General features: G+C 51.4%; 18 protein-coding genes and 2 tRNA genes. 14 read left to right on the top strand and 6 right to left on the bottom strand.

All coding sequences use genetic code 11. The features are described 5' to 3' along the window. The first annotated feature begins 4 nt into the window (after positions 1-4). From BLR09_RS07295 to BLR09_RS07275, 5 genes are all read left to right on the top strand, one after another. Entirely contained in the window at positions 5-454 is a 450-nt protein-coding gene (locus tag BLR09_RS07295) for a hypothetical protein (RefSeq protein ID WP_143011049.1), read from the top strand. 314 nt (positions 455-768) lie between these two features. Next, entirely contained in the window at positions 769-1,278 is a 510-nt protein-coding gene (locus tag BLR09_RS07290) for a D-glycero-alpha-D-manno-heptose-1,7-bisphosphate 7-phosphatase (protein WP_093199792.1), read from the top strand. A gap of 84 nt (positions 1,279-1,362) precedes the next feature. Further along, positions 1,363-2,454, top strand: a complete 1,092-nt coding sequence (gcvT, locus tag BLR09_RS07285; RefSeq protein WP_093199790.1) for a glycine cleavage system aminomethyltransferase GcvT — start codon at positions 1,363-1,365, stop codon at positions 2,452-2,454. A 244-nt stretch (positions 2,455-2,698) separates the two neighbouring features. Next, on the top strand, positions 2,699-2,926 hold the full coding sequence (locus BLR09_RS07280; protein ID WP_176785484.1) for a GlyGly-CTERM sorting domain-containing protein: 228 nt from the start codon (positions 2,699-2,701) through the stop codon (positions 2,924-2,926). 223 nt (positions 2,927-3,149) lie between these two features. Continuing rightward, entirely contained in the window at positions 3,150-4,298 is a 1,149-nt protein-coding gene (locus BLR09_RS07275; protein ID WP_093199785.1) for a Fic family protein, read from the top strand. A 46-nt stretch (positions 4,299-4,344) separates the two neighbouring features. Here the strand turns inward: BLR09_RS07275 and BLR09_RS07270 are convergent. Then, positions 4,345-4,416: transfer RNA gene (locus tag BLR09_RS07270), tRNA-Arg, on the bottom strand. 37 nt (positions 4,417-4,453) lie between these two features. After that, positions 4,454-4,526: transfer RNA gene (locus tag BLR09_RS07265), tRNA-Met, on the bottom strand. A gap of 142 nt (positions 4,527-4,668) precedes the next feature. Here BLR09_RS07265 and era point away from each other — a divergent pair. Further along, positions 4,669-5,568: a GTPase Era gene (gene era, locus BLR09_RS07260; protein ID WP_093199782.1), complete on the top strand. Its 900-nt coding sequence runs from the start codon at positions 4,669-4,671 to the stop codon at positions 5,566-5,568. Between the two features lie 76 nt (positions 5,569-5,644). Then, the gene (gene der / locus BLR09_RS07255) at positions 5,645-6,952 is read left to right on the top strand and encodes a ribosome biogenesis GTPase Der (RefSeq protein ID WP_093199778.1); all 1,308 of its coding nucleotides are present in this window, start codon (positions 5,645-5,647) and stop codon (positions 6,950-6,952) included. Positions 6,953-7,042: 90 nt separating this feature from the next. On the opposite strand, the gene guaB is transcribed toward der, so the two are convergent. After that, positions 7,043-8,512, bottom strand: a complete 1,470-nt coding sequence (guaB, locus tag BLR09_RS07250) for an IMP dehydrogenase (protein ID WP_093199775.1) — start codon at positions 8,510-8,512, stop codon at positions 7,043-7,045. 185 nt (positions 8,513-8,697) lie between these two features. Between guaB and BLR09_RS07245 the strand changes: the two genes are divergently transcribed. Then, on the top strand, positions 8,698-9,513 hold the full coding sequence (locus BLR09_RS07245) for a 3'-5' exonuclease (RefSeq protein ID WP_093199772.1): 816 nt from the start codon (positions 8,698-8,700) through the stop codon (positions 9,511-9,513). A 123-nt stretch (positions 9,514-9,636) separates the two neighbouring features. Here the strand turns inward: BLR09_RS07245 and BLR09_RS07240 are convergent, their stop codons facing one another. After that, positions 9,637-10,866 carry a 4-hydroxy-3-methylbut-2-enyl diphosphate reductase gene (locus BLR09_RS07240; RefSeq protein ID WP_093201349.1) on the bottom strand — a complete coding sequence of 410 codons (1,230 nt, stop codon included), beginning with the start codon at positions 10,864-10,866 and terminating at the stop codon, positions 9,637-9,639. A gap of 388 nt (positions 10,867-11,254) precedes the next feature. Between BLR09_RS07240 and BLR09_RS07235 the strand changes: the two genes are divergently transcribed. Both BLR09_RS07235 and BLR09_RS07230 read left to right on the top strand, forming a co-directional pair. After that, positions 11,255-12,184, top strand: a complete 930-nt coding sequence (locus BLR09_RS07235; protein WP_093199769.1) for a sugar phosphate isomerase/epimerase family protein — start codon at positions 11,255-11,257, stop codon at positions 12,182-12,184. Positions 12,185-12,222: 38 nt separating this feature from the next. Continuing rightward, the gene (locus BLR09_RS07230) at positions 12,223-13,701 is read left to right on the top strand and encodes a Gfo/Idh/MocA family protein (RefSeq protein WP_093199765.1); all 1,479 of its coding nucleotides are present in this window, start codon (positions 12,223-12,225) and stop codon (positions 13,699-13,701) included. Between the two features lie 119 nt (positions 13,702-13,820). On the opposite strand, the gene BLR09_RS07225 is transcribed toward BLR09_RS07230, so the two are convergent. Next, positions 13,821-14,243, bottom strand: a complete 423-nt coding sequence (locus BLR09_RS07225; protein ID WP_093199762.1) for a hypothetical protein — start codon at positions 14,241-14,243, stop codon at positions 13,821-13,823. 431 nt (positions 14,244-14,674) lie between these two features. Here BLR09_RS07225 and BLR09_RS07220 point away from each other — a divergent pair, with 431 nt between their 5' ends. From BLR09_RS07220 to BLR09_RS07205, 4 genes are read left to right on the top strand one after another with little or no spacing between them, the layout of a single operon-like run. Continuing rightward, positions 14,675-16,033 (top strand): anthranilate synthase component I family protein, encoded by a 1,359-nt coding sequence (locus tag BLR09_RS07220; RefSeq protein WP_093199759.1) that lies wholly within the window; start codon positions 14,675-14,677, stop codon positions 16,031-16,033. 13 nt (positions 16,034-16,046) lie between these two features. Continuing rightward, entirely contained in the window at positions 16,047-16,616 is a 570-nt protein-coding gene (locus BLR09_RS07215; protein ID WP_093201347.1) for an anthranilate synthase component II, read from the top strand. A gap of 44 nt (positions 16,617-16,660) precedes the next feature. Next, the gene (trpD, locus tag BLR09_RS07210; protein WP_093199757.1) at positions 16,661-17,647 is read left to right on the top strand and encodes an anthranilate phosphoribosyltransferase; all 987 of its coding nucleotides are present in this window, start codon (positions 16,661-16,663) and stop codon (positions 17,645-17,647) included. A gap of 55 nt (positions 17,648-17,702) precedes the next feature. Beyond that, on the top strand, positions 17,703-18,497 hold the full coding sequence (locus tag BLR09_RS07205) for a Rossmann-like and DUF2520 domain-containing protein (protein ID WP_093199754.1): 795 nt from the start codon (positions 17,703-17,705) through the stop codon (positions 18,495-18,497). 365 nt (positions 18,498-18,862) lie between these two features. Here BLR09_RS07205 and BLR09_RS25670 read toward each other — a convergent pair. Beyond that, the coding region (locus BLR09_RS25670) for a hypothetical protein (RefSeq protein ID WP_218126628.1) at positions 18,863-19,055 on the bottom strand (193 nt) is incomplete at its 5' end.

The raw sequence follows: 19,055 nt of genomic DNA, 5'->3' as shown, positions 1-19,055 counted from the left end.
CGACATGGAAACTGTTTTACTGTCGATCCACTCCTGGCTCCGCTGGGTTGTCCTGATTCTCGCCATCGTAGCCATCGCCAAAGCCGCTGCCGGCGTAACCGGTCAGAAGCCGTATACCGACGGTGATCGCAAAGTAGGGCTGTTCTTCATGATCTCCTGCGATATCCAGTTGCTCGTAGGACTGATTATGTACTTCGTGACCAGTCCGCTTGGCATCGCAGCCTTCTCAATGGAAGGTGTAAACCCGATGAAGGAAGCCGGTATCCGGTACTTCGCCGTAGAGCATGCGGTGATGATGATCATCGCCATTGCCCTGGTACACATTGGTTACAGCAAAGCCAAAAAAGGAACGGTAGACGTGGCCCGGCATAAGTCGGCGCTGATTTTTTTCGGAATCGCTTTGCTCCTGATGCTCAGCCGGATTCCCTTCACGGATCGTCCGCTGTTCCGTTAGATCGGATAACCGGTACAATACCGGAGAGCCTGCCAGCGTAGTTACTGCTGGCAGGTTTTTTTGTGGGCGGTAGGCAATAAGCTTTAAGCGTTAAGCGAGGTGCCGCGTGCGTATAGCAGGTTCTTTCCAGCTTATAGCATACTGCTTGTAGCCCTTAAAGCCTTTTATCTGCGGGCTTTTTTCGCCCGAAATGGAAAATTATTCGAATCACTCCTTATCTTTCGAATAATTATACAAATTTATATTTACATAATTCTATTTTTTGCCTGAACAACCAAAACCTGGAAACTTTTGCCAGCGTGACCCCGAGCGCCATGAAAAAATGTGTTTTTCTCGACCGTGATGGTGTACTGAATCAGGATACCGAAGGATACCTGTTTCGTACCGAGGACCTGATTATTCCTGAAGGCACCGTCGAAGCCCTCCGGCAGATGAAAGAAGCCGGCTACATGCTGATTGTCATTACGAATCAGGCAGGTATTGCCAAGGGATTATATAAGAAGGAAGACGTCGTCAAATGCCACGAGTTTCTGCAGGAAAAATGTGGAAACCTGCTTGACGATCTGTATTTCTGCCCGCATCACCCGGATTATACGAGCAATTCCCTGCTCCGGAAGCCGGATTCGCTGATGCTGGAGAAGGCAATGGCCAAGTATGCGATCGACCCGGCTCAATCGTGGATGATCGGCGACCGGGAACGGGACGTACAGGCAGGGCATAAAGCCGGCGTCCGGACGATCCGGATCGCGCAGGAAGAGACCCCTTCCAAGGCAGAATGGCTGACATCCAGCCTCTGGGAGGCGTCCTCTGTTGTCGTTGCCTGAGGGAAGTTTCCCGCAAGTGCTCTTCCCATGCAGGCCGGAAGGGCAATTTCCGCTATTTTTGCCTGTCTATTATTTCCATCTTTCATGACAGATACACTTCGTCGCCTCCCTCTTCACGACGTTCACGTTTCCCTGGGAGCTAAAATGGTTCCCTTTGCCGGATTTGAAATGCCTGTTTCCTATGCCGGGCTCATTCAGGAACACCTCGCGGTGCGGAATGCGGTGGGTATTTTCGATGTATCCCACATGGGCGAATTCGTCGTCCGGGGAGAAAAAGCGCTGGATCTCCTTCAGCGGGTTACTTCTAACGACGTAGCGGTCCTGGTAGATGGCAAAGTGCAGTACTCCTGCCTGCCGAACGACCGTGGCGGTATCGTGGACGATTTGCTGATTTACCGCCGGAGTGCGACGGACTATTTCGTCGTCGTCAATGCTTCCAACATTGAAAAAGACTGGAACTGGATTCAGCAACACAATACCGAAGGCGTGGAGATGGAAAACCTGTCGGATCAGTTGTGTCTTTTTGCTGTTCAGGGACCGAAAGGTGTCGCAACGGTACAAAAACTGACGGATCTGAAGCTGGGAGACCTGAAGTACTATGAATTTACGGAAGGCACGGTTGCCGGAGTCGACAATATCCTCGTGGCGACGACCGGCTATACCGGCGCCGGAGGGGTAGAGATATATGTGCCCAACGAGCACGCTGTGCATATCTGGAACGCAATTATGGAAGCCGGTGCCGAGTTTGGCATTCAGCCGACTGGCCTGGGCGCGCGCGACACGCTGCGTACAGAGATGGGATACTGCCTGTACGGAAACGATATCGACGATTCTACATCGCCGATCGAAGCCGGACTGGGCTGGATTACCAAATTCACGAAAGACTTCACCTACAGCGCGTTTCACAAAGGATTGAAAGAAAACGGTGTGGTACGGAAGCTGGTTGGTTTTGAGATGATTGACCGGGGTATTCCGCGTCAGCACTACGAAATCATGAACGCGGCCGGGCATATCATCGGCGAAGTCACTTCCGGAACCCAGTCTCCGAGCCTGAACAAGGGAATCGGAATGGGCTATATCCAAATGGAATACGCGAAGACCGGTACCGAAATCTATATCAACATCCGGAATAAATACCTGAAGGCGGTAGTCGTGAAGATGCCGTTTCTGAAGTAGGAAGGTTGGTTTGGGTTGAAATAAGGCTGTCTCATGAAAATGGGACAGCTTTTTTTGTCTGTGTATTCTGTGAAGTCTGTGAGAAAAAAGGAAAAGTATGTTCTCACAGACTTCACAGAATACACAGACAAAAAAAGACCAGGATCGAATTTGATCCGCTCAAAGAGGTATTCAACCCACTATCCGGAACGGAGTTTGTGACTGACGTATACCCGCTAGGTTTGCCATGTCAACGACGTACAACATGAAACGCAAGCCTCTGGTATTCACCCTTCTGACCGTATTTGCCGTGCTTTTGATGATTGCCGGTTTTCTGACATCTGCCACACCGCATCATCCGGTGGCGCATTATGCACCGCATGGCGGGTCAGGAGCGTTTTTTATACTATTGATCGCTGTACTTGTGGCCCGCAGGCGACGGAAAGAGGCGGAGGCAGCAGCAAAAAACGCGGCTAAAGAAAACGACGTATAGTTACTCCGTTGGAGAGAGTCGATGAATTTTTAGAAAGATACGGCGCAGGAATGTGCCGTTTTTTATGTTGGGAGAGCGAAAGAGGATGGGTTGAGAAAGTAAAATATAGATTCTCTTATTTTATTTTTTAGGAATAAACTAAAATACAGAAACCTTTATTTTAGTTTTGGGTGGTAAAGTAAAATATGGATTCTCTTATTTTACTTTCATCTAAAACCAGCATATGGAAGAGCCGTTGAAAATAGAAGAATTCGTTTCCGGCAGGAGGGAGAGAGGGGCGGGGTACTCTTTCTTCGTACCGGAGAAAGTGAACCGGCAATGGTCCTGGTCTGACGCCGGATTGAACACATTGCTCGAAAAAGCGTCCATTCAAGTTGGCCAGCTTAACTCGTATGCTCGTCTGGTCCCCAATATCGATCTCTTTATCCAGCTGCATGTCACAAAAGAGGCGGTTGTTTCCAGCAGAATAGAGGGGACCCGCACGAATGTGGAAGAAGCCCTCATGCAGGAGGAAGATATAGACCCTGAACGCCGCGACGACTGGTATGAGGTCAGAAACTATTCCAATGCAATGAATGCGGCTTTGGCGGCATTGGAGAAGCTGCCTGTATCCACCCGGTTACTTCGGCAGGCACACAAAATTCTATTGCAAGGCGTTCGTGGGCAACACAGGCTTCCGGGAGAATTGCGATCCAGCCAAAACTGGATCGGGGGGGCGTCCCTTACCGACGCCGCATTTATCCCCCCAAGTCACGCGTATGTGCATGAGTTGATGGGAGATCTTGAAAATTTTCTTCATAACGAAGACATAGAAGTACCAGCCCTGATACGAATTGGAATAGCACACTATCAGTTTGAGACAATCCATCCTTTTCTCGATGGAAATGGGCGTATAGGACGTTTGTTAATAACGTTATACCTGATCTCAACGGATTATTTGAATAAGCCGCTGCTTTATCTTTCTTCGTTTTTTGAAGAGAATAAGATTCTCTATTACGATAACCTCACGAAGGTCCGGGATCAAAATGATCTGATACATTGGTTGAAATACTTCCTCGTTGGTGTTGAGAAAACGAGCAGACAGGCGTGCGACACCCTGGTGAAGATTCTGCAACTCAAGGAAGAACTTGAGACACGTATCCGACAGCAATTGGGACGAAAGACACCCGCGGCCCAGGCGTTGTTAAAAGCATTGTTTAACCATCCCATTGTCCATATTAAGGATGTCAGGGGAATATGCTCGCTAAGTGCGAAAGCCGCCGGCGATCTGGTCTCTGATTTTGAGAAGATGGGTATTCTGAAAGAAATGACCGGATTTGCAAGAAACCGGGTATTCGCTTTCGAGTCGTATTTATCGCTTTTTGGCGAATAAAAAACAAAAAAGCCTCAGACGTCCATCTGAGGCTTTTCTTTTTCCGTGGTTCCGACAGGAATCGAACCTGTATCTTGAGCTCCGGAGGCTCACATACTATCCGTTGTACTACGGAACCCTAAGAAAAAGGCCGCTCTCGTTCGACCGGCCTTTAGTAGCGGGAGCAGGACTCGAACCTGCGACCTTTGGGTTATGAGCCCAACGAGCTGCCTACTGCTCCATCCCGCGGTGTTGTTTGGGACTGCAAATATAGGGCACTATCGAGCGAAATCAATACCTTTGTGAAAAAAATTGAGGGACTGAGAGGAGGATTTGTGCTAATGTATTGATTTACAGTAAAATCGTCCCGATAAAAAATCAGTAAAAAGTCATGGAGCAGCATAAAACCGGCTATGTCAGCATTATCGGCAAGCCGAATGTGGGAAAATCGACGTTGATGAACGCCCTGGTTGGGGAGCGGCTTTCCATTATTACTTCCAAAGCCCAGACTACCCGCCATCGTATCATGGGAATCGTCAACGGTGTCCATGACGATATTCCGTTCCAACTCGTGTATTCCGATACCCCGGGGATCATCAAGCCCCAGTATCAGCTCCATGAGTCGATGATGAACTTCGTCAAAGGCTCGCTCCAGGATGCGGACGTGATTCTCTTTGTGACCGATATCTTCGAGAAGTACGACGAAGACGACGTCATCGAAAAGCTTACCCGGATCGAAGACATCCCGGTCATTCTCCTGATCAATAAAGTAGACCTGGCTACCCAGGAGCAGGTGGAAGAGAAAATCGCCTATTGGCGGAACCGTTTTGCCACGCAAACCATTCTGCCTATCTCGGCGTTGCACAAGTCGGGCCTTGAGGAGATCTTCTCCCTCATTTTCAAGGCCATTCCTTTCCATCCGCCGTTTTTTGACAAGGATTCCCTGACCGACCGGCCCGAGCGTTTTTTCGCCGCCGAGATCATCCGGGAGAAAATCTTCCTCAATTACAAAAAGGAAATTCCCTATAGTTCGGAAGTTGTGATCACTTCTTTCAAGGAAACCGATGACATCATCCGGATTCTGGCCGAAATTTACGTCGAGCGTACCAGCCAGCGGGCCATCCTGCTCGGTCACAAGGGCGCCTCGATCAAAAAAGTGGGAATAGAATCACGGAAGGAAATGGAAGCCTTCTTCGGAAAGCAGATTCACCTTGAAACATATGTGCGGGTCGAATCCGACTGGCGCAGCAAAGCCAATAAACTCCGGGAATTCGGCTATATCCAGGAGTAGTTTTTTTACCGGGCAGACACAGTGTTCTGCTGATCATCTCTAAATGAGGCCTCTGACTGGAAGGCCTCCGTGTTTTATGTCAAATATTGTTGCCATTGTCGGACGCCCTAATGTTGGTAAGTCCACATTATTCAACCGGCTTATTGAGCAGAAGAAGGCCATCATGGACAACGTCTCGGGGGTAACCCGGGACCGGCACTATGGGTATGCCGAATGGACCGGCAAGTTCTTTACCGTTATTGATACGGGAGGATATGTCGTCGGTTCCGAAGATATTTTTGAGGAAGCTATCCGCGAGCAGGTTCAGATCGCGATGGAAGAGGCCGGCGTGGTGCTCTTCGTGGTCGACTGTATCACGGGAATGACCGACCTCGACAAGGATTTCGCCGATGTACTCCGTCGCTCGAAAAAACCCGTCATTCTCGTAGCCAACAAGGCCGATACGACGGAAAAGAGCTACGCTGCCATGGAATTCTATGAACTGGGCCTTGGTGATCCGTATCCCATTTCAGCTGAAAACGGAAACAATACCGGTGATCTTCTTGACGCCGTCGTTGCCAACTTCCCCGATACCGGTGAAGAAAATCCGGAAGAAGGCATTCCCCGCATTGCGATACTCGGCCGGCCGAACGTCGGTAAGTCTTCCTTCCTCAACGCATTGCTCGGCACTGAGCGCAGTATCGTGACCGATATTGCCGGTACCACCCGCGATGCGATCCACACGCGTTACACGCTTTACGGAAAAGATTTTATCATTACCGATACTGCCGGTATGCGCCGGAAAGCGCGCGTCAACGACAACATCGAATTCTATTCCACCCTGCGCTCGATGCGGGCACTGGAGGAATGCGACGTGGCCGTTATTATTCTCGACGCGGAGCGGGGACTGGAAGCGCAGGACCTCAACATCATCGGAATGGCTGACCGGGCCAAGAAAGGCATCGTACTGATGGTCAATAAGTGGGACCTTATTGAGAAAGACTCGAAGACCCTGCCGACGATGGAAAAGGAACTCTACCAACGCCTGGCGCCGATGGACTATATGCCCATCATCTTTACGTCCGTACTGGAAAAGACCCGTATTTATAAGGTAATCGAGAAGATTGCTGAAGTATACGAGGAGCGGTCCCGCCGGGTTCCGACGTCTCAGCTCAACGAAGCGATTCTGCCGGAGATCGAGGCCTTCCCGCCGCCATCCATCAACGGTAAATACGTGAAGATCAAGTACCTGACGCAACTGCCGACGCCAAGCCCGACGTTCGTCCTTTTCTGCAATTACCCGCAGTACATCAAGGACAACTACGAGCGGTACCTGGAAAAGAAATTCCGGGCGCATTTCGGCTTCGAAGGCGTGCCGATTACGATGTTCTTCCGGAAAAAGTAGGGAATCGGTTTACAGTCTACAGTTTTCGGTTTACAGTTTTCAGTTGGGGTTTCGCAACCGAAAACTGTAAACCGAAAACTGTAAACCGATTTATTTCACGCTGTAGTTCGGCGCTTCCTTCGAAATAACCACATCATGCGGGTGGCTTTCGCGGACACCGGCAGCGGTGATCTTCACAAACTTGGCTTGTTGCAGGGCGTCGATGTTGGCTGAGCCGCAGTAGCCCATACCGGCTTTCAATCCACCGACCATCTGATACAGGATATCGCTCACGCGGCCTTTGTAGGAGATACGTCCGACAATGCCTTCCGGAACGAGCTTCTTGATGTCATCTTCCGCATCCTGGAAGTAGCGGTCTTTCGAACCTTCTTCCATTGCTTCCACAGAACCCATCCCGCGGTAGCTCTTGAACCGGCGGCCTTCGGCGATGATGATTTCACCCGGCGCTTCGTCCGTACCGGCGAGCAGCGAACCCATCATGATGGAGCTGGCGCCGCCCGCGATAGCCTTCACGATGTCTCCGGAATACCGGATACCACCGTCGGCAATAATGGGAACGCCTGTTCCTGCAACGGCCTTCGCAGCTTCGTACACAGCAGAGAGCTGGGGCATTCCAACGCCGGCGATGACGCGGGTGGTACAGATCGAACCCGGGCCTACACCTACTTTCACGGCATCTGCACCGGCATCGGCAAGGGCTTTGGCGCCTTCACCGGTTGCGACGTTACCAACGATTACATCCAGATTCGGGAAAGAAGCCTTTACCGATTTCAGGGCATTGATGACGCCGAGGGAGTGACCGTGTGCGGTATCGATGCTGACAACGTCCACGCCAGCCTTGACGAGCGCCGCGACGCGGTCGAGGAGATCGTGCGTCACGCCAACGGCTGCGCCTACACGCAGGCGGCCGCGGGAGTCTTTGCAGGCATTCGGGTGATTTTTCTTCTTGAGAATATCCTTGTACGTGATCAGGCCGACAAGCTTGTGATTGTCATCGACGATCGGGAGCTTTTCAATGCGGTGTTCCTGAAGAACAGACTCCGCAGCGAGGAGATCGATACCTTCCCGGGCTGTGACAAGCCGATCTTTCGTCATGATTTCCGTAACGGGCTGGTTGAGCTTCGTCTGGAAACGGATGTCGCGATTGGTCAGAATACCGATAAGCTTATTGGAAGAGTCGACGACCGGAATACCGCCGATTTTATTTTCCCGCATCAGCCGGTGTGCATCGGCGAGGGTATCGCCTTCCGACAGCGTAACGGGGTCGAGGATCATGCCGGATTCCGAACGTTTTACCTTCCGGACTTCTTCGGCCTGGCGCTCGATCGACATGTTTTTGTGGATAATACCGATTCCGCCTTCCTGTGCCATGGCAATGGCCATTTCCGATTCCGTCACGGTATCCATAGCCGCAGAAACCAGAGGAATATTCAGCCGGATGTTTTTCGTGAGGAACGTTTCAGTGCGCGTGTCGCGGGGAAGAACTTCGGAGTAGGCGGGCAGCAGAAGCACGTCATCGTAAGTAAGTGCTTCAAAGAGAAACTTGGAGGAGTCCAACATGGCAAATAACGGTGCTATTATTATTTGCCAGACAAAACTACTACTTTTTCCCGGGCTGAAAAAATATCGGGGTGATTTAACGGAAAATTAACAAAAGTACTGAGAAACAGTACACATCATTTGCCGGGTGCGGCCTGACTTCCGGCGTTTTGATGTACTTTTGAAGACACAGTAACAGGATCATCGTGCAACACAGTCTCAATCTCCGCAAGCCGCTTGCTTTTTTCGATCTCGAAACGACAGGCATCAATCTGGTCCGTGATCGGATCGTGGAAATTTCCATCGCAAAAGCATTTCCCGACGGCTCGGTTCAGGTGCGGACAGAACGGATCCACCCTGGTATGCCTATTCCGATCGAATCGAGTATGATTCACGGAATCTACGATGCCGACGTGGCCGACAAACCCCTCTTCAAGCAGGTCGCCAAATCCCTCGCCCAGTTTCTCGAAGGCTGCGACCTGGCCGGGTTTAATTCCAATAAATTCGACGTTCCGATGCTCGTGGAAGAGTTTTTACGCGCCGGCATCGAATTCGACACCCGTAACCGCCGGCTCATTGATGCCCAGCGGATTTACCACCTCATGGAACCCCGTAACCTGGGGGCCGCCTACCGCTTCTATTGCGGAAAGACGCTCATCGACGCCCACTCGGCCGAAGCGGATACCCTTGCCACCCTCGAAGTCCTGGATGCGATGGTGAAGAAGTATGACGGTGTGGAAATCACGGACGACAAAGGCAAAGCCTGGTCGCCTGTTAAGAACGACATGGATGCGCTTCATGAAATTACGACAGGAAACTTCGTGGATTTCGCGCAACGTATGAAGTTCAACCACGACGGTGTCGTCGTTTTCAACTTTGGAAAACACACCGGCAAGCCTGTACTCGAAGTACTGAAGCGGGAGCCGAGTTACTATGAATGGATGATGCAGGGCGATTTTACCCTCGATACCAAACGGAAACTTACTGAGCTCAAGCTCAAAGGAAGTCTCTTGGTCAAGTAAAGGACATATTTTCTGTGTATTCTGTGCTTTCTGTGAGAACATATTTTCTTTTTCTCACAGAAAGCACAGAAAAAGAGAAGGGCGGTCTCCGATTTTGGAGACCGCCCTTCTTTCATTTATATATCATCCATTAATCTGTTCCATCACACTCTCAAGCGGAGCGCTGCCGGGGAAAAAGGACAACAGTCTCAACAGAATATCTTCTACAACCTTATCCGGACACGACGCGCCGCAGGTCAGCATAACCGTAACCGGCCCCTCTTCCGGAAGATAGCCTTCCGTTACTTTTTCGACTTTTTCATGGAGATCATAATGCCGGATGAGACGGCGGTCGAGTAGCTTATCGGCATTAGCGATGAAATAGGTAGGAAGTTTCGCTTCGCAAAGCTCTACCAGGTGAGACGTATTCGAGGAGTTATATCCGCCGGCGACAATGCACAAATCTGCCTGCTCCTGCAGTAAACCATAGGTAGCCGTCTGGTTATCGTTCGTGGCGTAGCACAGGGTATCCCGGGTATCGGCAAAATGGGCGGTAACGTCCGGTCCTTCAATACCGAATACCTCGATCATCACCTGACGGAGGTAGTCGGCAATGCCCTGCGTATCAGAGGCCAGCATAGTCGTCTGGTTGACGACGCCAATACGCTGTAAATGCCTGGAAACATCAAATCCTTCCGAATACTGCCCTTTGAATTCCTGATAGAAAGTATCAGCGGGCTTGTCGCCGCGGATATAGTCGGCCAGTTTCCGGGCTTCCGCCAGGTCTTTTACGACGACCGTCGGCGCGTTCTGCCGGGCGTGGGAAAAGGTCGCGCGGGTTTCCTCGTGCGTCGGTTTTCCGTGAATAACAACAGTATACTCGCTTTGCCCGATGGAAGACGCCCGTTTCCAGACCTTTTCCACAAAGGGGCAGGTCGTATCAAACTGCCGGGTTTCGATACCGATTTCTCCGAGCTTCTGCTGGATTTCCAGCGTGGTTCCGAAAGCCGGAATGATCACGACATCGTCCGCCTTCAGGTTTTCCCAGGGGATAAGCTGTTTACCGGAGGTATCCATGATAAACCGGACCCCCTGGCTTTGCAGGTCCTGATTTACCTCGGGGTTGTGAATCATCTCGCTGAGGAGATAAATCGAACGCCCCTTGTATTCGGAGATGATCTGATAGGCGGTTTCGACGGCATTTTCGACGCCATAGCAAAACCCGAAATGCCGGGCGATCAGTAAACGTACCGGACCGAAATCGAGGACGGTCGGCGTGAAGTCCTTCTTCATTTTGTCTTCTTTCCGCCGGAATTCCTTGATGGCGCCGATGACAGGACTTCTGAATGTATCGGGAATCTGAAACGATTTCATTTTCTTGAATTTCGTTGCCCGTTCTGGCAGCGTCGGGACTGTACTGCTCATTCGTCAAACAAGATTAAAGGGAAACAGTTTCCGGAACTTTTGGGGAATATTCCGGCTGTTTGGGGACAGATAGGGTAGGAACCCGGCGTATTCAAAATGCGTAAAATTCTGAAAATGATCCACTTATCCGTTGTTCCCGGATTCAAAAATAAAGAGAATTTCGGCGTGGAAGGGGAGAAAGTTTCCGAATGAAGGAACAGGTGTCCGGAAAGAGCAGAAGCGGGCTATCCGGAGGTGCGGAAAGCTGGATCGTGTTTCGTCGTAATTGTATTTTTTTTTGAGATTTCTTCCCTATTTTCCCACCCGGAAAGCCACTGGCTCTAAATCATTTCAACTTATGCATCAAAACCGTCGTTCCTTTCTCCGGAACCTGGGTCTGCTCGCGGCGACGTCTGTGCCGGCTGCTGATCTGCTGGCCGGCGCAGTGGCCAAAAAACCTGCCTTCGAAATTTCCCTGGCAGAGTGGTCTCTCCACCGGGCGCTCTTTGCGAAAAAAATTACCAACCTCGATTTCCCGGTTATTGCCAAAAAGGACTTCGGCATCAGTACGGTCGAGTACGTCAACCAGTTCTTCAAAGACAAGGCCAACGACACGGCATATCTCAAGGATCTCCTCCAGCGCTGCAACGATAACGGGGTGAAAAACCACCTGATTATGTGCGACGGAGAAGGGGAGCTGGGCGACAAGGACGAAGCCAAGCGGACCAAAGCCGTTGAAAATCACTATAAATGGGTGGAAGCAGCAAAATTTCTAGGCTGCAAGACCATCCGCGTCAACGCCGCCGGACAAGGTACCGCTGACGAAGTGAAAAAGCAGGCTGTTGACGGTCTGAGCCGCCTGAGCGAGTTCGCCGGAAAGGTCGGTATCAACGTCATCGTTGAAAACCACGGAGGCTATTCTTCCAACGCGCAATGGCTGACCAGCGTCATGAAGGAAGTCAACCGCAAAAACTGCGGAACCCTGCCGGATTTCGGAAACTTCTGCATCAAGCGGAAGCCCGGCGACTGGAAAGTCTGCGAAGAAGAGTACGACCGCTACAAGGGAACGCAGGAATTGTTGCCGTTTGCCAAGGGTGTTTCTGCGAAAACATATGATTTCGATGCGAGCGGCAACTGCGTCGAGACAGACTACAGCCGCATTTTTGAAATCGTCAAAAAATCCGGTTTCAAAGGATACATCGGGATCGAATACGAAGGAGACAAGCTTTCGGAAGAAGAGGGCATTCGTAAGACCAAACAACTGCTCGAGCGCGTCGCGTTTGCATAACCAACGTTTTACTTACTCTATTTGATACTCTAAATTCTATGGAAAAACCAGAATCGTCCGCCTCCTCCCGGCGCGACTTTATCAAGAAGGGCGCTATGTCTGCGGCGGCTTTCTACATCGTTCCGCGCCATGTCCTGGGCAAAGGTTTTGTTGCTCCTTCTGATAAATTGAATCTGGCAGCTATCGGCGCCGGCGGCAAAGGCACCAGCGATATCTGGAATGCCTATAACAACGGTGCTGAAAATGTCGTAGCCCTTTGTGACGTAGACTGGAAAGTAGCAGCCGAATCGGTGAAACGCTACCCCAATGCCCGCAAGTATCAGAATTACAAGGAGATGCTGGATAAGGAAGGCAAGAACATCGATGCCGTTACGATCTCCACTCCTGACAATACGCACGCTGTCATTGCTATGGCGGCAATGCAGGCCGGCAAGCACGTTTACGTACAGAAGCCACTCGCACACGATATTTTTGAAGCCCGTACGATGACCGAAGCGGCCCGCAAGTATAAAGTGGTTTCGCAAATGGGTAACCAGGGCGCTTCCAGCGTGGGCAGCTGGCAAATGGTCAACTGGTTCAATGCCGGTCTGATCGGGAAAGTACATACGGTGCACGTCTGGACCAACCGCCCGGTATGGCCGCAAGGTATTCCGGTTCCCGGTGGAAAATTTGACGTACCCGACGGAGTAGCCTGGGACCAGTTTATCGGCCCTGCTGCCTGGACGGATTACAACCCGGCCTACCACCCCTTCAAATGGCGGGGCTGGTGGAACTTCGGTACCGGTGCGCTCGGCGACATGGGTTGCCACCTCATCGATCCCCCGTTCCGCGTACTCGGCTTGGGTTATCCGACGGAAGTGGAATGTTCAGTAGGTTCCGTTTTTGTGAAAGACTGGAACCCGGAATACATCCCCGAAGGCTGCCCGCCGTCTAGCTACGTACAGCTGAAATTCCCGGAAACGGCTAAAAACAAGTCGGAAGTAACCATGACCTGGTCGGACGGCGGCATTCGTGCCTTCCACCCGGAACTGATTCCGGCCGATGAGCCCCTGGGCGACGCGGACAGCGCCAACGGTGTGATCATGATCGGCTCTAAAGGCATCATGACCTGCGGTACCTACGGACATACCCCGAAACTGTACTTTGGCAACAAAAAAGTCAGTGAAAAGGAACTGGAAAAGCTGAAGTGGACGGAAACCGAACTGCAAAAAATGCCTGAAAGCGGCCACCAGACGTCCTGGGTTCGCGCCTGCAAGGAAGGTTTTGGCAGCGAAGCACATAAGAAACTTACGTCTTCGTTCGACTACTCCGGACCGCTCACCGAAACGGTTCTCATGGGTAACCTCGCTATCCGCAGCTACAACGTCCGCGTGCCGAACGCCAATGGCCGTGGATTCGCCTACCCGGGCCGGAAGAAACTCCTCTGGGATGGTACCAACATGAAGATCACGAACTTCGAAGAGGCTAATCAGTTTGTCAAGCGCGAGTACCGCGCCGGCTGGTCGCTCGGTTCCTGATCGGTTCTATAGTAGTAAAAAACCCGCCGGGACTCAGATCCCGGCGGGTTTTTTTATGCTGTGAATATCTTTTTTCAGGAAGAAGTGCGGGTTGTGCCTTGTATGGGCAGATTCCTACCCTATTTGATCGGAACGCCTTTCTGAAACGTAATTTCTGCCGCCAGCCCTACCGACGAAAAGCGGATAGCCACAGAAGCCGCGTCGGATTTTTTTGTGATATCCTGGCAGTGCGGGCCAGGTTCGAGGAAATAGACATAGAACTCCTGGTTCCGGTCAGCGATTTCGTTGATATCCGGCCGGCCGAAGAGCTCGACGAAGTCGTTGGACGACGTACCCTTCAGGTTATGCCGGATTTTCTTGAATTCCGGTAGCAGGCCCATGCGAACGGACTGGCAACCGCCCTTGTCGGCCTGCCATTTATCGACAGGAAATCCCTGAAGATCAGGTTTGTGCGTACAGGAAGTAACCCATAGGGCAGAAACGAACAGCAGAAGCGACCGGAGGGCGTAGCGTACCGGGAATGGAAAAAGACCCTGTTTCATGAATCAAAAGTCGGCCGGATTGCCCGGAACACAAAAAAAATCCCGGTGTCTTAGCCTAAATCTGAAATTGTTTATAAGTTTGCCTCCGTAAAAATCGCACGAAAATGATCATTTCCTTCGCACAAGCATGGTGGTGGCAACCGGAATCTTCGGTTGAGCAGCCTTGTTATGCGTAAGAGAAATGTCTGAATAGACTTAGTCGAAGCGCCCGCTGTTCAACCGAACAGCGGGCGCTTTTTTGTTGCGTTAAGCCTTAGGCAGTAAGCGCTGAACAGACGCCACGCAGTCCGGGAAGAAGCAAGCGCAGCGGCATTTGTCCGGCGGCTTTATAAAGAAAAATTAACGCTTATGGCCTGCTGCCTGAAGCCTTTAAACAAAAAACCGTGAAACATTTTCCCATTACAACCTATTCCCACCGGCTGCTGGCAGACATGCTGACACCGGTGAGTGCGTACCAGCGGTTGCGGCGGCAGTTTCCGAATTCAGTCCTGCTGGAGAGCGCCGACTACCACGCCATGCAAAACAGCCTAAGTTTTATCGGCTGCGACCCGGTGGCGAGTTTTGTGCTGGACGAAGGCGTCGTCACCCAAAAATTTCCGGATGGAACGACCGAAACCTTTCCACTCGCCAAACGAAAAGACGCAGTAGGAGCCCTGCGGGATTTCGCAGCCAGTTTCGAAGAAGGGCCTTCGTCTTTTCCGTTTCCGACAGGCGGTTTGTTCGGGCACATGACCTACGATTCGGTCGGGTATTTCGAAGACATTGAAATTCAGTCCAAAAGCGAAGAATCGGCGATTCCGCAGCTGGTGTATTATGTCTACCGCTACGTCATCGTCTTCAACCACTTCAAAAACGAAGTATTTCTGTTCGAACACCAGTACGGAAATGCGGAGCCCAAAGGACTGGATGAACTTCAGTTTATCATCCAGACGCCGAAAACATCCACCGGGAAGTTCAGGCTGGAAGGCGAAGAAGCAACCAACCGGACCGACGACGAGATGCGCGAAGTCATTCAGAAGTGCATCGGTCACTGCCTCCGGGGCGATGTCTTCCAGATTGTACCTTCCCGCCGGTTCTCCCGCCACTTCGAAGGAGACGACTTTCAGGTCTACCGGGCGCTTCGCTCCATCAATCCTTCCCCTTACCTGTTCTACTTCGATTTCGGTACCTACCATATCTTCGGTTCCTCTCCCGAAAAGCAGATTTTCATCAAAAACGGCATGGTGGAAATTCACCCGATCGCAGGGACGTTCCGCCGGACGGGCGACGACACCCGCGATGCCGAGCTTGCGCATGAACTCCTGGCCGATCCGAAGGAATCAGCCGAGCACGTAATGCTCGTAGACCTCGCCCGGAACGATCTCAGCCGCAGCTCCGACTATGTACGGGTGGAAACGTTCAAGGAAGTGCAGTATTACAGCCATGTTATTCACCTGGTATCGAAAGTCGTCGGTAAGATGACAAACGGGACAAATCCGCTGCAACTCGTAGCCGATACCTTCCCTGCCGGTACGCTTTCCGGAGCGCCGAAACACATGGCGATGACGCTCATCAACCGGTACGAAACGACCAACCGGAGTATCTATGGAGGGGCGATCGGCCATTTGAACTTCAACGGCGACTTCAACCACGCCATCGCTATCCGCACGTTCCTGAGCAAGAACCATACCCTGTTTTACCAGGCCGGAATGGGTGTAGTTGCGAAATCGGATATCGAAAGCGAACTGCAGGAAATTCACAGCAAACTGGCCGCTCTCAGAAAAGCCATGGAGATGGCAGAGGAGATTTAACCCCATTATGACCATGAAATCCAGAATAGTAGTTCTCGATAATTACGACTCCTTTGTTTATAACCTGGTATACCTGCTGAAGGAGCTGGGCCATGATGTTGAGGTGTTCCGGAACGACAAGATCGCCCTGGAGGACGTCGCGCAATACGATAAAATCCTGCTGTCTCCCGGACCCGGTATTCCCGAAGAAGCCGGAATCATGCTGGACGTGATCCGGGAATATGCTCCGACAAAGTCCATTTTCGGCGTATGCCTCGGGCATCAGGCCATCGGAGAGGCGTTCGGCGCCAAACTCCTGAACATGGGAGAGGTACTCCACGGCGTGACAACCAAATGCCTGATTCAGGATACTTCCGAAAAACTTTTTCAGGGATTACCATCCGAAATCGAAGTATGCCGGTATCACTCCTGGACGGTAGTGCCGGAAACCATGCCGGCAGAGTTGAAAGTCACCGCCGTAGATGAAAAAGGATATGTCATGGCCGAGGCGCATACCCGGTATGATGTACGCGGGGTGCAATTCCACCCGGAGGCCTACCTCACTCAGTTCGGAAAGGAAATGCTGATCAACTGGTTGAAATAACGACCGCTGCCATACTTCCCGTTTTGACTATTGGATCCAAAAAAATGAAAGAATACCTGTCGTTGCTGCTGAGCCAGCAAACCCTCTCGACCGAACAAGCCTACCAGGCCCTGCTGGCGATCGGCCGCGGGGAAGTAAACCCTTCTCAAATCGCTGCTTTTCTGACTTCATACGCTATTAAAGGCCTGACGGTGGAAGAAGTAAACGGCTTTCGCCAGGCGATGCTGGAGCTTTGCCGGGCGGTGGATTTCTCCGATTACAGCCCGATGGATGTGTGCGGAACGGGCGGCGACGGCAAGCATACCTTTAATATATCCACGACGTCGGCATTTGTCGTCGCCGGCGCCGGGCAGGCCGTAGCGAAGCACGGAAACCACGGGGTATCGTCGCCGGTAGGCTCGTCAACGGTAATTGAGCAGTTGGGATATCGGTTTACAGATGATTACGACAAACTCCGCCGCCAGCTCGATGCCGGTAATATCTGCTACCTGCATGCGCCGTTGTTTCACCCGGCCATGAAACACGTGGGGAATATCCGGAAAGAGCTCGGTTTCAAAACCTTTTTTAACCTGATCGGGCCGCTGATGAACCCGGCGAACGTAAAGACGCAGCTATCCGGCGTGTATAATACCCAGATTGCGGATTTGTATGCGGGGGTACTGAAATCGGCGGGTGTCCGCTTCGCGGTTGTGCATGCATACGATGGATATGATGAGGTATCGCTGACGGGAGATTTTCTGCTGATTGATGGAAAAGAGAGCCGGCAGCTCAGCCCGGACCAGATGGGGCTATCCAAATTGTCGCCGGATAGTCTGGCCGGAGGAAATTCCCTCCAGGAATCGGCCGATATCCTCGTACAGATCCTGGAAAACAGAGGGACACCTGCCCAGAAAGAAGTAGTACTGGCGAATGCTGCCGTGGCATTGCATGTAGCGCAGGAAATTTCCCTGGAAGAGTCCCTGGCCCGGGCGAAGGAGTCGCTGGAGAGCGGCCGCGCCTACCTGTCTCTGAAGAACTTGTTGTCGGCATAAAGTATATTGCCGGAAACACGGGCTGCAAGTATATAGCCCTTTGACGGAACGCGACATGAAAATCGTCTTTCTGGGAGCGGGAAATGTGGCGCATCACCTCGCGCGGGAATGCGAAAATGCCGGGCACGAGATTCTGGCAGTATATAGCCGGAAGAAAATTCATGCCGATGAGCTGGCCGAATTACTGAGCGGGGCGATGCCTACCGACCAGCTCGATTTTTCGGAAAGTGAAGGACAGTTGTTTTTCTTGACGCTGTCGGACGACGCGATCGACGAAGTAGTTGCACGCCTGGTATTGCCGGAAGAGGCACTGCTTGTGCATACTTCGGGGGCCAAACCCCTGGATGATCTCCGGAAGCTCCTTACTATATATAGCGATGTACCGGTGAAGGCCGGCGTGCTGTATCCGCTGCAAAGTATCAGCCGGAAGATAGAGCTGGTCTGGAAGGGAGTTCCTTTATGTATTGAGGCGGAGGACGAGGAAGCGGAATCGCAATTGATAGACCTGGCGCGGCAGATCAGCGAGGAGGTATACCTGGTGAATTCGGAGGAAAGGCTGCGACTGCACATGGCTGCTGTGTTTGCCAATAACTTCCCGAACCACTTGTGGGCGATAGCGAAAGAACTATTGGAACAGCAGAATCTCGAGTTCGATTTGCTGAAGCCTATTATAAAGGAAACGCTCCGGAAGGCATTGGAAGCGGATCATCCGGCTGATGTGCAGACGGGGCCGGCCCGCCGGGGGGACCAGGGAACGATGTCCAGGCACCTTTCTTTGCTGGAAGACGAGCCGCATCTGGCGAGGATCTACCAGATACTGTCGGAAAGTATAATGCGGTGGTATTTATGAGTTCGCTGGAAGATATGGGCTGCATCGGGAGTATATGGGCCTAAATAAGAATGTATTTGGCCAAAATACCGAATATTATTCTGTTTTGAATGTAAAAAGACGGCAGACAGACAACAAATGATGAGGCATCTATGCCTCATTTTTTTTCGAGGTATAAGCTCCTGAGGGGTAAGGAGTTAAGGGATTAGAGTGGATAGTAAGAAAAAATAGTTTGGTAGAAGTGTTGACAAGAGGGGGTAAAAAGCTGCATCTTTGCACTCCCAAACGACGGGAAGAGGGAATGTAAGCTGGTGTAAGTAATTGAGGGAGAGGGAGTTAGGAAAAATAAATTTAAAATTTTTCTTGACAATGGGGTGTTAAAATGACTAGTTTTGCAACCCGGTTAAGGGAAGAAAGGAAAAGGGAGTGGGGTTGAGGCGAGGGCGAAAAAAAACTTTCAAAAATTCTTGACAAGCGGCTTTCGAAGTAGTAACTTTGCAGCCCGGTTTGAAAGAAAGACCAAAAAAAGAAAACGGAAAAGCGGAATTTGGCTTTGAAGTTTTAACAAGAGTAGCGAAC

It is taken from the genome of Siphonobacter aquaeclarae, assembly GCF_900103285.1.
GTDB classification, from domain to species: Bacteria; Bacteroidota; Bacteroidia; order Cytophagales; family Spirosomataceae; genus Siphonobacter; species Siphonobacter aquaeclarae.
The sequence above is the reverse complement of the archived record's forward strand: the minus strand, read 5'-3'. Positions and strand labels throughout refer to the sequence as shown.

Bases quoted from the DNA above. Each gene is read 5' to 3' on its own strand.
- BLR09_RS07240 (WP_093201349.1), bottom strand. From the start codon at position 10,866: ATGAAATCGTTTCAGATTCCCGATACATTCAGAAGTCCTGTCATCGGC.
- BLR09_RS07280 (WP_176785484.1), top strand. From the start codon at position 2,699: ATGAAACGCAAGCCTCTGGTATTCACCCTTCTGACCGTATTTGCCGTG.
- BLR09_RS07230 (WP_093199765.1), top strand. From the start codon at position 12,223: ATGGAAAAACCAGAATCGTCCGCCTCCTCCCGGCGCGACTTTATCAAG.
- BLR09_RS07215 (WP_093201347.1), top strand. From the start codon at position 16,047: ATGAAATCCAGAATAGTAGTTCTCGATAATTACGACTCCTTTGTTTAT.
- BLR09_RS07290 (WP_093199792.1), top strand. From the start codon at position 769: ATGAAAAAATGTGTTTTTCTCGACCGTGATGGTGTACTGAATCAGGAT.
- BLR09_RS07295 (WP_143011049.1), top strand. From the start codon at position 5: ATGGAAACTGTTTTACTGTCGATCCACTCCTGGCTCCGCTGGGTTGTC.
- BLR09_RS07225 (WP_093199762.1), bottom strand. From the start codon at position 14,243: ATGAAACAGGGTCTTTTTCCATTCCCGGTACGCTACGCCCTCCGGTCG.
- gcvT (WP_093199790.1), top strand. From the start codon at position 1,363: ATGACAGATACACTTCGTCGCCTCCCTCTTCACGACGTTCACGTTTCC.
- trpD (WP_093199757.1), top strand. From the start codon at position 16,661: ATGAAAGAATACCTGTCGTTGCTGCTGAGCCAGCAAACCCTCTCGACC.
- der (WP_093199778.1), top strand. From the start codon at position 5,645: ATGTCAAATATTGTTGCCATTGTCGGACGCCCTAATGTTGGTAAGTCC.
- BLR09_RS07205 (WP_093199754.1), top strand. From the start codon at position 17,703: ATGAAAATCGTCTTTCTGGGAGCGGGAAATGTGGCGCATCACCTCGCG.
- BLR09_RS07220 (WP_093199759.1), top strand. From the start codon at position 14,675: ATGCTGACACCGGTGAGTGCGTACCAGCGGTTGCGGCGGCAGTTTCCG.
- guaB (WP_093199775.1), bottom strand. From the start codon at position 8,512: ATGTTGGACTCCTCCAAGTTTCTCTTTGAAGCACTTACTTACGATGAC.
- era (WP_093199782.1), top strand. From the start codon at position 4,669: ATGGAGCAGCATAAAACCGGCTATGTCAGCATTATCGGCAAGCCGAAT.
- BLR09_RS07275 (WP_093199785.1), top strand. From the start codon at position 3,150: ATGGAAGAGCCGTTGAAAATAGAAGAATTCGTTTCCGGCAGGAGGGAG.
- BLR09_RS07235 (WP_093199769.1), top strand. From the start codon at position 11,255: ATGCATCAAAACCGTCGTTCCTTTCTCCGGAACCTGGGTCTGCTCGCG.